This is a genomic window from Bradyrhizobium rifense, assembly GCF_008123425.1.
GTDB classification, from domain to species: Bacteria; Pseudomonadota; Alphaproteobacteria; order Rhizobiales; family Xanthobacteraceae; genus Bradyrhizobium; species Bradyrhizobium rifense.
In genome coordinates, this window is sequence record NZ_VSSS01000018.1 from 83,129 (window position 1) to 98,081 (window position 14,953).

The 14,953-nt window shown below is 62.3% G+C and carries 18 protein-coding genes; 9 read left to right on the plus strand and 9 right to left on the minus strand.

Annotated elements, in window-relative coordinates; genetic code table 11:
- Positions 1-56 precede the first annotated feature (56 nt).
- The 5 genes from FXB40_RS11515 to FXB40_RS11535 all read left to right on the plus strand — a co-directional run bounded on the left by FXB40_RS11515 (position 57) and on the right by FXB40_RS11535 (position 3,729).
- Positions 57-461, plus strand: a complete 405-nt coding sequence (locus tag FXB40_RS11515) for a DUF302 domain-containing protein (RefSeq protein WP_246207538.1) — start codon at positions 57-59, stop codon at positions 459-461.
- 15 nt (positions 462-476) lie between these two features.
- Entirely contained in the window at positions 477-668 is a 192-nt protein-coding gene (locus FXB40_RS11520; RefSeq protein ID WP_148772322.1) for a hypothetical protein, read from the plus strand.
- A 30-nt stretch (positions 669-698) separates the two neighbouring features.
- The gene (locus FXB40_RS11525) at positions 699-1,697 is read left to right on the plus strand and encodes a zinc-dependent alcohol dehydrogenase family protein (RefSeq protein WP_148772323.1); all 999 of its coding nucleotides are present in this window, start codon (positions 699-701) and stop codon (positions 1,695-1,697) included.
- Positions 1,698-1,810: 113 nt separating this feature from the next.
- Positions 1,811-2,218, plus strand: a complete 408-nt coding sequence (locus FXB40_RS11530) for a DUF305 domain-containing protein (protein ID WP_246207546.1) — start codon at positions 1,811-1,813, stop codon at positions 2,216-2,218.
- Positions 2,218-3,729 carry a YncE family protein gene (locus tag FXB40_RS11535; protein ID WP_148772342.1) on the plus strand — a complete coding sequence of 504 codons (1,512 nt, stop codon included), beginning with the start codon at positions 2,218-2,220 and terminating at the stop codon, positions 3,727-3,729. Before FXB40_RS11530 ends, FXB40_RS11535 begins: the two co-directional genes overlap by 1 nt.
- 286 nt (positions 3,730-4,015) lie before the next feature.
- Here the strand turns inward: FXB40_RS11535 and ligD are convergent, their stop codons facing one another.
- On the minus strand, positions 4,016-4,939 hold the full coding sequence (gene ligD, locus FXB40_RS11540) for a non-homologous end-joining DNA ligase (protein WP_148772324.1): 924 nt from the start codon (positions 4,937-4,939) through the stop codon (positions 4,016-4,018).
- Positions 4,940-5,049: 110 nt separating this feature from the next.
- Between ligD and FXB40_RS11545 the strand changes: the two genes are divergently transcribed.
- Complete coding sequence (locus FXB40_RS11545; protein WP_063994365.1) at positions 5,050-5,235, plus strand: DUF3606 domain-containing protein; 186 nt, start codon at positions 5,050-5,052, stop codon at positions 5,233-5,235.
- A gap of 12 nt (positions 5,236-5,247) precedes the next feature.
- Here FXB40_RS11545 and FXB40_RS11550 read toward each other — a convergent pair whose 3' ends face one another.
- The 3 genes from FXB40_RS11550 to FXB40_RS47800 all read right to left on the minus strand — a co-directional run bounded on the left by FXB40_RS11550 (position 5,248) and on the right by FXB40_RS47800 (position 7,394).
- Positions 5,248-6,147 (minus strand): 3'-5' exonuclease, encoded by a 900-nt coding sequence (locus FXB40_RS11550; RefSeq protein ID WP_148772325.1) that lies wholly within the window; start codon positions 6,145-6,147, stop codon positions 5,248-5,250.
- Between the two features lie 680 nt (positions 6,148-6,827).
- Positions 6,828-7,040, minus strand: a complete 213-nt coding sequence (locus tag FXB40_RS11560; protein ID WP_148772327.1) for a hypothetical protein — start codon at positions 7,038-7,040, stop codon at positions 6,828-6,830.
- A 195-nt stretch (positions 7,041-7,235) separates the two neighbouring features.
- Positions 7,236-7,394 carry a hypothetical protein gene (locus tag FXB40_RS47800; protein WP_187436804.1) on the minus strand — a complete coding sequence of 53 codons (159 nt, stop codon included), beginning with the start codon at positions 7,392-7,394 and terminating at the stop codon, positions 7,236-7,238.
- Positions 7,395-8,169: 775 nt separating this feature from the next.
- Between FXB40_RS47800 and FXB40_RS11565 the strand changes: the two genes are divergently transcribed.
- Positions 8,170-8,547: a hypothetical protein gene (locus FXB40_RS11565; RefSeq protein ID WP_148772328.1), complete on the plus strand. Its 378-nt coding sequence runs from the start codon at positions 8,170-8,172 to the stop codon at positions 8,545-8,547.
- A gap of 287 nt (positions 8,548-8,834) precedes the next feature.
- Positions 8,835-9,080: a hypothetical protein gene (locus tag FXB40_RS11570; protein WP_148772329.1), complete on the plus strand. Its 246-nt coding sequence runs from the start codon at positions 8,835-8,837 to the stop codon at positions 9,078-9,080.
- A 225-nt stretch (positions 9,081-9,305) separates the two neighbouring features.
- Here FXB40_RS11570 and FXB40_RS11575 read toward each other — a convergent pair whose 3' ends face one another.
- The 3 genes from FXB40_RS11575 to FXB40_RS11585 form a co-directional block, all read right to left on the minus strand.
- A complete protein-coding gene (locus FXB40_RS11575) occupies positions 9,306-9,860 on the minus strand; it encodes a P-loop NTPase family protein (protein ID WP_148772330.1) in 555 nt (184 codons plus the stop codon).
- A 174-nt stretch (positions 9,861-10,034) separates the two neighbouring features.
- Positions 10,035-10,655 carry a LysE family translocator gene (locus FXB40_RS11580; RefSeq protein ID WP_246207543.1) on the minus strand — a complete coding sequence of 207 codons (621 nt, stop codon included), beginning with the start codon at positions 10,653-10,655 and terminating at the stop codon, positions 10,035-10,037.
- A gap of 165 nt (positions 10,656-10,820) precedes the next feature.
- The gene (locus FXB40_RS11585; protein ID WP_148772331.1) at positions 10,821-11,132 is read right to left on the minus strand and encodes a hypothetical protein; all 312 of its coding nucleotides are present in this window, start codon (positions 11,130-11,132) and stop codon (positions 10,821-10,823) included.
- 210 nt (positions 11,133-11,342) lie between these two features.
- Between FXB40_RS11585 and FXB40_RS11590 the strand changes: the two genes are divergently transcribed.
- Complete coding sequence (locus FXB40_RS11590; protein ID WP_187436805.1) at positions 11,343-12,245, plus strand: LysR family transcriptional regulator; 903 nt, start codon at positions 11,343-11,345, stop codon at positions 12,243-12,245.
- Positions 12,246-12,715: 470 nt separating this feature from the next.
- On the opposite strand, the gene FXB40_RS11595 is transcribed toward FXB40_RS11590, so the two are convergent.
- Together FXB40_RS11595 and FXB40_RS11600 are read right to left on the minus strand one after the other, a co-directional pair.
- Complete coding sequence (locus FXB40_RS11595) at positions 12,716-13,942, minus strand: diguanylate cyclase domain-containing protein (RefSeq protein ID WP_347339758.1); 1,227 nt, start codon at positions 13,940-13,942, stop codon at positions 12,716-12,718.
- 168 nt (positions 13,943-14,110) lie between these two features.
- Positions 14,111-14,871 (minus strand): IS5 family transposase gene (locus tag FXB40_RS11600; RefSeq protein ID WP_148772333.1). Its coding sequence is split into 2 segments (ribosomal slippage): positions 14,111-14,538 and positions 14,538-14,871, totalling 762 coding nucleotides; the frame shifts between segments, so codons are not numbered across the junction.
- Positions 14,872-14,953: the final 82 nt, after the last annotated feature.

Consider the following 14,953-nt stretch of genomic DNA (forward strand, 5'->3'; position numbering starts at 1 on the left):
CAAGATTCGCGAGAGCCGCGCTGATCGCAGCGATATCCTTTTGGGGAGTGCATGCAGTGGCCGCCGATGGATTGATTACGCTGCGCAGCAGCGTTGGACCCGAAGAGACCATGAACCGGTTCGAGGCCGAAGTCCGCGCCAGAGGTATGACCGTATTCGCCCATATCGACCACGCTGCGGGTGCCGTCGCGGCCGGGCTGCCGTTGCGGCCGACCGACCTTTTGATCTTCGGCGCCGCCAAGGGCGGCACGCCGCTGATGCAGGCGGTGCAGACCATCGGCATCGACCTGCCGCTGAAGGCGTTGGTCTGGCAGGACGAGGCCGGCACGACTTTCCTATCCTACAACGATCCGCCCTATCTCACGCATCGGCATGGCCTTGGCGACAGCGCCAGGCCCGAGGCCGAAGCGATGTCCGGCGCACTCAAAGCGATCGCGGCCAAGGCTATCGCAGCACCATGAAATGGGGAGGCCTCGATGAATACGACTTTCCGGCGATTCTTTTCATCTCTAGGCCGGACGTTCCCCGCGGTCCTGACCGTCATTGCGACGTCCACCGCGAGCGCTGCTCCCGCGGCCGAACTCGCGCAGCCGAAGCGACTCGTCGTCGATGCCAACCTGCCCAAAGTGCACGCCGCCGCGCGGATCCTTGCCGCGCGACGCAAATAGCCCGCTCAAAACCATTTGAGGACAGAGGTCATGACGCAAGCTGATGCGATGAAGGCCACAACCCTTGGCGGCGCAAAGCAGGCATTCCAACTCGCCTCGATGCCGCGCCCGAGTCCCGGGCGCGGCGAAGTTCTGGTCAGAATCGCGGCGAGCGGCGTCAATCCGCTCGACACTAAAATTCGAGCCGGCGTTGCCGCGCACGCGCGGCATGCCTTGCCGGCAGTCCTCGGCATCGATCTCGCCGGTACCGTAGCGGCAATCGGACCTGAGGTGACGACGTTCAGCGCGGGCGACGAGGTCTATGGCATGACCGGTGGCGTCGGCGGCGTGCAGGGGTCACTCGCCGAATATGCCGCCGTTGACGCGGCCCTATTGGCGAGGAAACCGAAGAACCTCGATATGCGCCAGGCCGCCGCATTGCCGCTAATCTTCATCACGGCATGGGAGGGGCTTGTCGATCGTGGTCATGTCGAGGCTGGACAGAAGGTATTGATCTATGGGGGCGCCGGCGGGGTGGGCCATGTCGCAGTGCAGATTGCGCGCTCGTTCGGGGCCGATGTTTTTGCAACCGGGTCGACGGAAAACCTCACCTACATCCGGCAGCTTGGCGCCACCCCGATCGATTATAGCACGACCGGCGTCGAGCAGTATGTTGCGGAGCACACCGGCGGGAAAGGCTTTGACCTTATCTACGACAACGTCGGCGGCGCGACGCTCGATGCGTCTTTCAACGCCATCGCCCGTTTCGGCCACGTCGTCAGCGCGCTGGGTTGGGGCACGCACACACTCGCGCCGCTGTCGTTCCGCGGCGGCACCTATTCCGGCGTGTTCACTCTGTTGCCACTGCTGACCGGCGAAGGCCGCGCCCACCACGGTGCAATCCTGTGCGAGGCAACCAGGCTCGTTGAGGCCGGCCAACTCAAGCCGCGGCTCGATCCGCGCCGGTTCAATCTCTCGAATGTTGAGGCCGCACATGCCGCGATCGAGGACCGGTCGGCAAAGGGCAAGATCGTCGTCGAGATCATTTGACCGGTCGCGACCAAACTCGGAGCCCTCGAATGTGGAAAGCCCTGATCGTCGGAATGGCTGTCGCCGTCTTCGCGCTTGCCAGCCTGGTGGAGCACGCCGCTCAACCGGCCCGCATGATGTCGGAGATGATTTCCGAACTGTGCGGAGACGGGCCGGAGACTCCGTTCATGGCCGAAAATCAGGCGGCCATGCAGCGCATGATGAGCGGCATGAACATCACCCGGTCCGGAGACGTCGATCGCGACTTCGCCGCGATGATGATTCCGCATCATCAGGGCGCGATCGAGATGGCGCAGGCCGAATTACGCCATGGACATAATGAGCAGCTGCGCCGCATCGCGCAGGAAATCATCGTCGAACAGCAGCAGGAAATCGCCGCGATGCGGCTGGCGCTCGGTCAGGAGTTGCCGCCATCATCCGCAGCGCCTAACCAAGCCAAAGACCTTAAGCTTTCAGCCGTGACTTCAGGGGCTCTCCCCCACGGCCGCGGCGATTACGGCTCACTAGAAGGGGGTAGATGATGCGACGATTTCTGATGCTGGCAACGTCGGTTGTAACTTTGAGCCTGACTGCGGCGCCGGGATGGAGCGGACAGGCGCCCGGGCTCGCATCGACGCCCGATATTCCGGTCAGCCATCATGACCGGGTGTACGCCGCTGAGCAGTTTTCCAACACGGTCTCGGTGATCGATCCCGCCGACAACAAATTGCTTGGCGTCATCCGGCTGGGCGCGCCGTCGCCAGCGAACTTCAGCCCGCTCTACAAGGGCCAGCTTCTGGTGCACGGGATGGGCTATTCGCCCGACCACCGCACTCTCGCCGTGGTCTCGATCGGATCGAATTCGGTCACTTTCATTGACACAGCGACCAATGCCGTCAAGCACACGACCTATGTCGGACGCTCGCCCCACGAAGCTTTCTTCACGCCCGACGGCAAGGAAGTATGGGTAACCGTCCGCGGCGAGAACTACGTATCCGTGCTCGATGCGACGACTTACTCAGAGAAGACACGGATCGCGCTGCCAAACGGCCCGGGCATGCAGATATTCTCGCCTGACGGCAAATACGGCTACGTCTGCTCGTCCTTCAATCCGGAGGTGGATATCATCTCGCTGGCCGATCATGCAATCGTGGGCAAGGTGGTTCAGGCGAGCCCGTTCTGCCCAGATATCGCGGCGACACCAGATGGCTCGCAGGTCTGGTTCACTTTGAAGGACACCGGCAAGGTCGAGGTATTTGACGCAAGGCCGCCGTTCACCGTGCTCAAGATCATGGACACCGGACCGATCACCAACCACGTCAACATCGTACGCAACGCGAATGGCCAGTTCGCCTATGTCACCATCGGCGGGCTCAACGAGATCCAAGTCTATCGCACCGACGATTTCACCAAAGTCGCAACGATCCCGGTCGGAAAGCTGCCACATGGCATTTGGCCGTCGGGCGACGGTTCGAGAGTTTATGTGGGACTGGAGAACGACGACCAAATAACTGCTATCGACACGCTCGCCAATCGCGTGATCGCCAACATCCCCATCGGCCAGGCGCCGCAAGCAGTGGCCTACGTTCCCAATGCGATGCCTGGAGCGCGCGCGTCCGGCAACGAGCCGATGACCGTGCTGGACGGTACCGCCAATCCGGAGACGGACAACCTTCAGCAACTTGGTCTCGCCGGCGAGGTCGCTCATTTCACGATGGCTCCGGCAGGCGCCATCACGCCGAGCGCGGCCAAGTCCTCCACCAGCGTCAGCCTTTTCGATCAGGGTCTGTCACAGGTATTGCAGGCAGCGGTCACCGGACTCGAGCCACGGCATTCCTATGTGCTCGCCTTTGCGCCCAAAGCCAATGGCAGCGGGAACCTAGAGCCGATTGCGAGCTTCATGACCAATCCTTCCGGTGCTGCCATCGTGAATGCGCTCGGCCCGATACGACAAATCGTGCAAGGCGCCGCGCCGGATAGCCGCCGCTATCTCGTGATCGCGCCCGGCTCGACAATCGAGGTCGGCAAGGCGGTGCAGGTTCAGGCTCCTTGATCCCGTCAACGCCGCAAACGGGCGATGAAATACGGCCGGGTGCCCCAACGGGAGCGCGCGAAAGCCGCGCTTGACCACGCTGGGGTCACGCGGCACGCCTAGCGGCTAGGATCGTCAATGCGAGGGAAATCCCGCCTGCTGCTCGACGATGTCGCCTGACGGACGAGAGATCGAGTTCGTCGGTGGTCGGGTCTCGATGAAGACGGGAAAGACGGTCGTAAGGTCTCGACGAATTTCACTTGAACTGACGAGTTGGGAATCAGGAGGCTACGGTCGACGAGCCCGGTTAAAGGTCCTCGCGTAGCCCCTTGAAGAAGGGGTGCCGAACTTTTCCCTCCGCCGACTTGGCCCGGTACTCGATCTCGGCGAGCAGCTTCGGCTCGACCCAGACGCCCTTGTGCGCGATCCGCTTGGAGTAGGGCTGGGTCTTCCTGACGAGCGGCTTCAACCTCTTCTGCAAGTCCGCGGCGCTCGCCTTGTCGAATCCATGGTCGACCTTGCCGGCGTAGACCAGGTCCTCACCCTTGCGGCGACCGAGATAGATGCCGTCCCATTTGCCCTCGTCGAGCGCGAAGCCGGCGATCGTCAGGGTCTCGCGCTGCGCGCAGGTCTTCTTGACCCAGTTGTTGCCGCAGCCGCTGGCGTACACGCTGTCGCGGACCTTCGAGACCACGCCCTCCAGGCCGACCTTGCAGGCGTGCGCGAACATATCCTGGCCCTCGATCTCGAAGCTCTCGCTGAACTGGACGTCGGTGCCGGCAACGATCTTCTTGAGCTCCGCCTTCCGATGCAGGAGCGGCAGCTTCCGCAGGTCGCGGCCGTTCAGGTAGAGCAGGTCGAAGGCAACCAGGACGATGCTGGTGGACTTGCCCTTGAGCTCGTTCTGCAGGACGGAGAAATCCGTAGTGCCATCGGCCGCCGGCACCACGATCTCGCCGTCCAGGATCGCCGAGCCGGCCTTGATGTGCCAGGCGTCGTGAGCGACCTTCATGAACCGGGTGGTCCAGTCGTGGCCCCGCCGGGTGAAGACGTTGACCGCCTGGTTATGCAGATGGACCTGCACCCGATAGCCGTCGAACTTGATTTCGTGAATCCATCGGGATCCGGACGGCACTTTCTCGATCGAGGAGGCCAAGGCCGGTTCGACGAAAGCCGGAAATGGCGCCTTCTCGCCGAGGGCGGCGCCGGTCTTTTTACGCTGAAACGCCACGAACGAACTCCACGCAACGCCGATTCAAAGTGACACGGACGGAATCGTTCCGGAACCGGCGAATCCTTGTGACGTTGCCCTAGCATCGAGCAATGACGGAGGAGCCGAGGATGGCAAAGGCAGCCAAGAAGAGCGCGCGAGGACGCAAGCAGGACCGGGCACGCGTCGCCGGCGGGCAGAAGTACGAAGTCGCCTATGAGGCGAAGAAGACCGGCCGCTCGGCCGCCGCGGTCAAGAAGGCCGTGAAGAAGGTCGGCAACTCCCGCAAGAAGGTCGAGAAGCGCCTCGGCCGCTGACGGCCACGGACGTCAGACCCTGCACGAGAAGCGGGTGAAAGCCGTCATCGTCTGCAGGCGCGGTTCGACGTCCCGGAGATAGATCTCTGACCGGAGAAATGCGAGTTCGGCCTCGAGCGCGGACTCGCCGACGTCGACGTACCAGGACTTGGGCCGGCCATCCGTACCGTCGCTCCAGCGATAGCCTCGCCGTTTCAACGAATCCTTCAACTCGAACGGCGAGTGCTCCGCCCAGATACGGACCGTCTTCCGGCGTGCCGTATCGAGCAGGACGGCGAGCGCCGGCGCGCCGGTCGTCGCTAGGTCGAAGTCCAAGATTTCAAGCAGCGCGTGACAGTCGTCGACGGCGCGGTGCGCCTGGTGGAAGTAGCCGGCACCGTTCAACAGGTAGCCCAGTTTCGTTCCATCGAAGCCGTGCTGCCGCCAATCGACCTCCGTGGCGGAGCATGCCCACGCCTTTCGCTCGAAGACCGGCCAGTAGCGTTCGGAAAATTTCCGATCGAACCCGCTATTGTGCGCGATGATCAAAACCACGGAATCGTCGACGAAGGCCGTGACGGCCGCACCGTCGAATTTTTGGCCGGCTACCATGTCATCGGTGATGCCGGTCAGCGACGTTACCTCGGGAGGGATGGGAACGGAGGGCTCGTTGAAGGCTGAAAAAGTGTCCCTGACGCCGACGATCCTGCCGTCCGGCGTGTAGTCGAACTTGACCATGCCGAGCTCGATGATCTCGTCCCTGGCGTGATCGAGGCCCGTCGTCTCGGTGTCCAGCAGGATGCCCATCTTGGTTTCCTGTCCGGAGGCCGGCATGGACGTCGGCCGGGGCACCAGGCGTCGCAGCACCCGGTAGTCCGTCGACCGACTCAAGGCCTCGGCCATCGCGGCCAGATCCGATGCGTTCTGAAACATCTCTTCTCGAGGCGAGCCTACCCGACAGCCGGTGAGGTCGCAGAATACCGGGAGCGCCGGCCGCGAGGAATCCGAAAAACGAGCAATTCACGGCCTTTTCGGGAGTGCCGGTGCAATTGGATCCTGTTGCAGGGGCGCTCGCGCAGCGGAACGGCCGCCGATATGACGGACGGCCGGCGCTTGCGCTGTGACGGCGCAAAGTCGGCCCACATTTGTACCAGTACGCGCTCGGGAGGCTCGATTGCGGGCTGGTTCAAGTTCATCCTGATGCGCGGCACCCGTTTTCGACACCGTAGCGCCAAGCTGAACAGCCTTCCTCGAGACGAAGCTCAACGAAAACAGCGGCGGCCGCCACTGCCGAAGGAATTCGCTGACTACATCGTCGAGATCGACGGCTGGGACTGGGCCTATTCGTTTTCGCGCCGACCGATTCGTACCACCAATTCCGTCACCACAGGTGCTGGGCAGGCCGCTGCAGCCGACGGGACTGAAGACCGACAAGGTGGACGTGTCGCTGTTGCCGTCCCCGGAGCTCGTCATGGACCGGCGCCGGGTTCGAGCCGATAGCGCTCGGCAGGCTGGACATCCGTACCGACACGATCTAGGGCAATCGGCGCCCGGTGGGCCTCGCTGACAAGCTCACCGAAGACGACCTGTAAGCCGGCTTGGCGGCGGACCCATCAGGCCTCGCCGGGTCCTGACAAGACGGACGCGGGCGGCGTGGTGCGCGGGGGCGGCAGCGGCCGCTCGGTCGCTCCGGATCGCGAGACCGGACCGCCCTTGGCATCGTACCGCTTGGCGAGATCCAGGAGCCGACGTCGGGTGAACGGATCGGCCTTCTCTGCGATGATCCGGACCCGCTGCGCGAGACCGATGTAGAACTCCTGCTCCATGACGCACCCCCGCAACATCACTGATCGTAACAGTTGAGTATGTCCGAGGGCAACGAGTCAAGCGCTCGGCCGGGGCTTCGGATCGCCGGGAGAGATCCGCCAGGCTGGACTGCAAGGAGTTCAGACAGATCGCGCGAAATCTCGTTTCGGGGGCGGCTCGATCCCACGGAAGATCGTCGCGGGCCTGGAAGCGCTCTAGAAGAGCTCCGCCCCGAGATCGAGCCCAGAGGACATCGCGACGACAAGGGACAGGAAAAGGCCTGTGCCGCAAAAGATCATGATGACCTTCGGGCCGTCGACATCGATGTCCGCCCCGGTCGAGTGTGAGAGCGCCTTCGCCAGCGCGGCCATCATCGGTCTGCTCCAGTATCCAGAGATTCGAGACCGCATCGTAGCTGGTTACGACGTCGGACAGTGTGAACTGGGTCTCACATTCGGGGGCCGCGCGGATCGCGACCGACGCGATGTCCAGCTGACCGCTACAGCAGCAGGATGCGCGCTTCGATCGATGAGACGGTCGCGAACTCTCTCGCCGAGTTGATGCGCCGTCCCAAAAGAGCCCTTGAAACGCCTATTTGGCTTGGGAAAAGGCGGCTGCATCACAGAGACTCGATAACCAAGGCCAAGGTCCGCGCCGGCGACCGGCCGCCCGAGAGAAACCTCCGATGCGACACCTCGCTACCGTAGTGTGCGTTTGGCACCCGGAAACAGACGAACTCCTGTTCGAAGGTTCGAGCAGCACGCTAAGCGTCGAAGAAATCCGTGGCGTGGTCGGGCCCGACTTTCCGCAAGACCCGGAGCCGATGGCGGCCTACCCCGTAAGTGCCGCTCATGGCCGGAGGCTGCTCGGGATGATGGGACTCGGCTTCCATGGCGAAGGGGAATTTCAGGTGTCGCGCGAACCGGTCAGGACGACTATCGAATCGGCGAGCAGCCATTAGCGCTCCGGAAGGCCCGGACCGCGGCGGCTCTATCGACGCGTGTCGCAAGTTGCGTCAGCATGCCGAAGGAGTGGTGTGACGCTCCGGCCCGGCCGACGCGTCAGGGCGTGCGCGGGAACGCCACTGACTTCCATCTTGCCGGACGGGGCGGTATTGGCGGACGTCTGCAATCGACCGACAGGACTGCGATGCGCGACGTGCTTACCTTCGATAGCGGCCTGCGCTGGGTGCTCGTCGAGACGGCGGAGGATGCGCGCCTGGCGACGGGCCTGCTCGGCATGCGTCTTTGCACCAGCTACGCCGTGGACGAGGCCTTGGGATACGGGTCGAACTACTACGTCCTGACCAACCGGGGGATGGATGTCGGCCACGTCATGGTGCGCGACGGCGACAAGAAGGTCATGCACAGCGCGTCGGACGGAAAGCTCGTCTGGGGCCACGACTTTTCGGACCCATGGCCGCAATTCGATGGTGAGATCGCGGCGCTCTCCGGACACATCGGCGTCGAACTCGGGAGGCGTCACTGTCCCCATCTCGCCAAGCGGTACGTCGGCCCCGGAATATAGACACCTTGTCCATATGGCCGGCCGAGTAGCCGGGCCCGCCTCGGAACGCAGTGGATTCCGGCGGTTGCTGGGGCGGTGCTGGACGCCGACATCGCGTCCTCTGCGACTGCCCCCCGCCTCGGACGTCCTGCCGGAACATGGTCGATCTCAGTTGGTTTGCAGACGGGGCGCGCGTTGCGGAGCCATCACGATGATCGAAACGGATTCCACTCTGGTGAAATGCCCGCGTACGCTCCGCGACGGCACAGGACCTTCCGCAGCAGCCCCAGGCACGCGGTGTTCATTAGATGAAGATTCTGTCGCATTCCGAGAGCCACATCGTCGAACTCGATGACGGATCGCGCTGGCAGATCTTTCCGGGCGATCTCGACCTCACGCTCGGCTGGAAGCCGGAGACCGAACTTGCCGTCGTTCCGATCGATGACGAGGTCAGATCGCACGCGCTGGTCGGCGACGACGGAATGGTGCGCGCGATACCCGCCGGCGAAAGCTGGTCGGTGCGGGAGATCAGGTCCGCGCTCGAGGATGGCTGAAGCCCCTGCCCGCATAGGACCACGCCAAAAGGCTGACGTTCTTCACACCGGGGATGAACATCGTCGGCAAACCGAGCCTGATTGCAGCCATCCGCGCCGCATAAAGGTCGGAAAGCGCGTCAAAAGCGCGATACCGCTCACATCTTTGCAGCGGCTCGCGCAGAATTTCTGCGACCTGAGCAGTGCGCCGTGCTGAAACCCGTCGGGTGCTGCGCGCCCGCGCGCTCACCAGTTCCGCTGCTCGTGCTTTATCGCGGTGAGAAACGCCCTCATCTGTGCCGGGGACTGCAAGTGGTATACGCGCTTGGAAAATGACACGTCGAGGACAAGCTGTCGGTATCTCGGCGTCAGCCGACCATGACATCGCCAGATGACTCGGTAGCTATCGAGCGTGCTGCTCCACACGGGACTATGTTCCGGCCAACCTGTCGGATTTCGATAGGTCCCCTGAATGAGCCGCTTTGTGACCCGCCAGTAGTGCGTCAACACTGGAAGATCTATGTAGACGAGCGTGTCCGCCGCAGAGAACCGCTCCCAAGCCGATGCTACGCAGCCATAGCCGTCAATTATCCACTGGCTCTGTGTGAGCAGTTCCGCGTGAATCTTCAGGTACTCGTCATGGGGAATCTTGCCGCCGTTCTCCTCTCCCGCCCAATAACGACCTTGCCGAAACTGGACCAGATCGAGGGAATGGAGTGGAAGCCCCGAGATTTCGGAAAGCTGCCTTGCCAGCGTGGATTTTCCACCACCGGCGTTGCCAAATACCGCAACCTTCTTCATTGCGACCAACGTATGCAGTGTGTTCGGGCCCAAAGCATTACAACAAAAATAGGCGGAGCGGGACTAGGGAACGCAATTCGCAAATTTCGAATGGTAGTGACCGCAGCACTTTGTGAGCACGGTGCGAAGAGCGCCCGACCAGATCCGCACGATGAAGGCCGGACTTTTGCATGGTCAGCGCCCTAAAAGGACTTTCCCAGCTATTCGCAGCAATGTCGAAAGTCCAAGCAACAGAAGAGTGAAGCTTGCAAACCGGCTGCTCCATGCCAGGATGCTCGCATCGAGACGCGAGCGCGCCGCCGCGACCGTCGTGCTGAGAATGATCCACCATGCAGCGGAGCCCAGAAACACGCCCGCGACAAGCGATAGTGTGGCCGCTTGACCCGTGAGGGCATGCGATGCCGCGAAGAACAAGACGATCGTCAGCGGGTTTGTTACGCCAAGTGCGATCGCGCTCAGATAGGCGCGTGTCAAATGGATGCGATCGATCTTGACGGCTCGGCAAAAACCGAGGCCAACCCGATGCGTTCTGATTGCAAACCACAGCAGAGTCACGCCGGACAATGTGCCAAGCGCCAAAGTATTGGTCTGCATCCAGGACTGTGCGAGACTGCCAAACCCGAGAACGGCAATCGCGCTGTACGCGAGATGCACGGTTGCGGCACCGAGGCCCGTGGCCAATCCCGCTGCCGGACTGGAAGCCAATGTTCTCTGGATGCATAGCATGCCCATCGGCCCGATCGGTGCAGCGACCGTGAAGCCTATTCCAGCGCCCGAGACCAGGGCCGCAATCATTTGCGAAAACGACATCGTATTTGCCGGTGATTCACGCGCGTTCAAGCCAACGAAATGTGGAAAATGACGTTTGCATCGTACGTCCGTGGCCTAGGGATACTAATTCGGATTAGCCAGTCGCGACGATACCTGCGGCACATTCACTGCGACTTCGCGATGCAGAAATCAGCGCCGCAGAACGACCGGCTCCCAAAAAAAGCGTGAAGCTTCTGCTTGAGCTTCATGCAGGCTGATGCCGATGTCGCGTAGAAGATCGGGGCCATCCTTGAGATCGGCGCGCAACTTTGCCCTGAAGCAGGCACGCTCCAGCCAGATGAGCGGCCGTCTGGCGAAGAAGCCTGCATTGTCCGACCGTGCACCAATTCCAAGATCTGCAGCGGACCGCAGCGGCGACGATCCGGCAGTGAGGGACGAGCTCAGGATCGCGAGAAGGGATGGTACGTTTCGATTGAGCAGGGGAAGATATTTTGCGGTCATGGCCAGTCTCCTGAATTGGGCAGCCAGCGACGGACACGAAATTGGCCTAGCGGCCAAGTGCGGGTCGGCAGCACTCAACCTTCGTTGTCGGCACCGTTCCAACCTGGTGGCCGTCCGATGCACTATGAAGCGTTCCGCAGCTATAGAGACGTCCCAAAATTTCACGCCGCCCTATCCAAGAATTTGATACCCTGCTTCCGGGAGCTGAGAATGCAGATTTCCGGCCTTTCACTTGATCAGATGCGTGCGGCAATTGCGGTTGCTGATACGGGAAGCTTTTCGGCCGCCGCGCGGATACTCCGTCGGAAACAGTCTGCAGTGAGCTATGCTGTGGCTAACTTAGAGCGTCAGCTTGGCGTCGCCTTGTTCGAGCGAAGCGATGGGCACGCACCGACCACTACTGAGGCTGGTCGTATGCTACTGGGCGAAATGGCAGCCGTGGTAAGGCGCTCAGATGAGATCAAGAACCAAGCCAAGGCAGTAGCGAGAGGATTGGAGAATGAACTCACGATTGTGATCGACTCGCTCTTTCCGGTATGCAAATTCGCGGCGTTGTTTTGCGAGTTCGCGGCTCAATTTCCGACCGTCGCGCTTCGGCTGATTCAAGAGTCGATGGGTGCTGTGCAGAAGTCGGTTCTAGAAGGCAAATCAATGCTGGGAATTGCTGGAAGTGTCCCGGACCTCCCCGCCGGCCTGCTGGGTGACGTTATCGGGCAAGTCGTACGAGTTCCGGTTGCCGCTAGGGAGCACCCCCTTACGGCTGGAATTGAATCAGGTCGCCCACTTCCGTCCCGCGCTCTGCTTGATCATGTCCAAATCGTTATCAGCGACCGCAGCGAGGAGGTTACACCGGATTTCGCGGTCTATACGGCCCGCAAATGGCGCGTAACCGACCCATCTACCAAATATGAACTGCTGCTTGCGGGCATAGGGTGGGGCTATATGCCGGAGCACATGATCGCAGCCGACCTGCAAAGCGGGGCGCTTCGCACTATCTTGGTCGACGGTCTGCTCGAGCGCAATCGGGTCGCAATGATGGTTATCCACCGCCGCGGCCATCAGCTTGGGCCAGCCGCTCGCTGGTTTCTCGCGCGACTGATGCAAATGTCTTAGGCTGCTGGTGCGACCGCCGGGCGAATTTGCCGGCACGGGAATGGAGCTGCGCAAACAACCGGCCGATTGCCGCTCCTGGTCCAACTCGGACCTGGGGCCGGGAAGCTCAGAATCGGGCATGTTCAAGAAGGCCAGGTTGGCGGCAGGTGAGTCCTTGGCAGGCTAGGCCGCCGTCGCGTCCATCAACCGGCTGCGTCGGACGAGCACGTCTCGCATTTGGCGACCAGCCGCAGGAGCGTCCCGCATTTGGGGCATTCGAACGATCGGATTTCGTAGTCCGGTGCTATCGGCGAGACGTCGCGAAGCGACCTGCGGACGCTGCAGGCGTAGCAGGCGGGCGGGTCGACGATCGAAGCGGGATCTCGGGTGGCGGACATGCGCATACCCTCGTCCGCAGAGGTTAACAGGGTCCTAAATCAAGAATCCGTACCGAAACGGGGGCACGAAGCGCCCTCCGATCGCCCACCAAGCTAGGCCGCCGCGATTCGCCGAGCGGGCTCGCTGGCGCTGCGCGAAATCAGATGGCGGAGTCTCGCCAGCTCGTCTCCGGAAGCAGCCCGGCACCGCGAGCCGCCGTCGAACTTGGCCTGGTACAGGGCGGCATCGGCGGCCCGCAGCAGTTCGGCCGCCTCTCTTCCGTGCTCGGGCGCCATCGCGATGCCGACGCTAAGGCCGATGCGGGCCGATGTTCCGGAACCGAGGTCGTAGGGCGCCCCGATCGCCTCGATCAGGCGCCAGCCGAACTCCGCCGCTTCCTCCGACGTGCAGCCCGCGGCAAGCACGACGAACTCGTCGCCGCCGAGCCTGGCCGGCAGGTCGCCCTCGCGCAGGAGGCCTCGCATGCGCTCGGCTACGCTTTCCAGCAGCCGATCGCCGGCGGCGTGACCGTGCGTGTCGTTGACCGCCTTGAAGTCGTCCAGATCGAGATAGAGGAGCGCCATCTCTTCCACGCGGCCCGGTCGCGACAGCCGCTCCTCCAGAGCCCGGACGAGCCCGGCCCGATTGGCGAGCCCCGTGAGCTCGTCGTGCCGGGCGCGGAGACCGTTCTCGCGTTCGGCACGCATGGTCGCGATCAGCATCCGGTTCAACTTGAAGCAGGCCATGGTCATGGCCGCAAGATACATCGGGATCTGGAAGAACAGGACGAGCATGAGCGGCTGGGCCGCGATCAGGGCTCCGGGGATCGTCGGCCCCAGGCTCAGCACGATCATCGCGCCGCAGAGCCGCGGCGCACTGAAATTGCGGAAGCAGATGCCGCCGACCATCGCTCCGGCGGACACGCACGCGAGGGTCGCCGCCACCCAGTCGCCGGTCGCCAGGCTGATCAGCGCGCCGTATCCGACGCTGCCGCTCCAGGCGATCGACAGGATCAGATTGAGGTCCGTCGGGGTCGGCCGATGCGCGAGTGCGTGGCGCCGCGCCGCTATCAGCACGGCGAGCCGCGTCGCGCAGATCGCGATCTCGAGCGCGAGCCAGGCGATGAACAGCGGCGTCGGCGAGCGAGCCGTGATGGCAGCAGCCACCAGAAGCGTGTTCAGGATGCCGCCGATGAAGACGGGCAGCGTGCCGTAGAGATTGCCGATCAGCGCGACCCGAATATCCTCGGGTACGCCCGCACCGCAGTCGGCGAGCCATCGCGTCGCCCGCCAGCGCGGAAGGCTGTAGATTCTGGAATCCGATCGCATCGGGGTACTCACGGGTCTCTCGTCGAAAGGTGGCTTGCGGCGATGGCCGCCTAAAGAATCAATCCGAAAAATCAAAGCGCGTTTCGACGATCGCCCCTCCGCACTTCGATTTCGCTAAACGAGGCGCGGCGACTTTAGGTAAATTGCTTGTTTGCATAAGGGGCGCTTTAGGGTTCAGACTCAATTGATCCAATAGGCAATGACGGCGGCGAGGTGGACGGTAGCCAAGAAATTTCTGGCAAGTTTGTCGTAGCGAGTAGCGACACGCCTGAAATCCTTGAGTCGGCAGAAACAGCGCTCGATAACATTGCGCCCTTTATAGGCGCGTTTGCTGAAGCTGTGGAGGGTCACCCTGTTGGACTTGTTTGGAATGACGGGTTTCGCGCCGCGATTGACGATCTCGGCGCGAAAGCCGTCGCCATCGTAGCCTTTGTCCCCAATGAGGGAAGACATGGGCGGCGCGAGTTTCAAAAGGGACGGGCCTGCGGCAATATCTGCGTCTTGTCCCGGAGTGAGATGAAATGCGCAAGGTTTGCAATCGGGGTCGCTCAGCGCGTGGATTTTCGTGGTCCGCCCGCCGCGTGAGCGGCCGATCGCCTGTTCATGCTCCCCCCTTTTCCGCCGCTCGCCGAGCGATGCGCTTTGATCGAGGTCGAGTCGATCGACAAAGTCACGCCGTCCTTGCCGCAGCGGGCGAGCGCTTCAAAGATCGCCTGCCAATGTCCGCGCTTAGCCCAACGATTGAACCGATTGTAGATTTTCGTGTAAGGGCCATAGTCGGGCGGGCAATCGCGCCAGCGTGCGCCGCACTGGAGCATGTGAACGATTCCGCTGATGATGCGTCGATCGTCATCGCGCGCCGGGCCCGTCTGGTTCGTTGGCAGGTGCGGCTCGATCTGAGCCCACTGCTTGTCGTTGAGCCAGAACAGTCCTTTGCGCATCGAAGCCCCCCAGCCGAATCAACTCGGTACGAGGGAATCAGAACCTCCTAATTAGGTACAGACCCTAGCACTACTTTGGCAG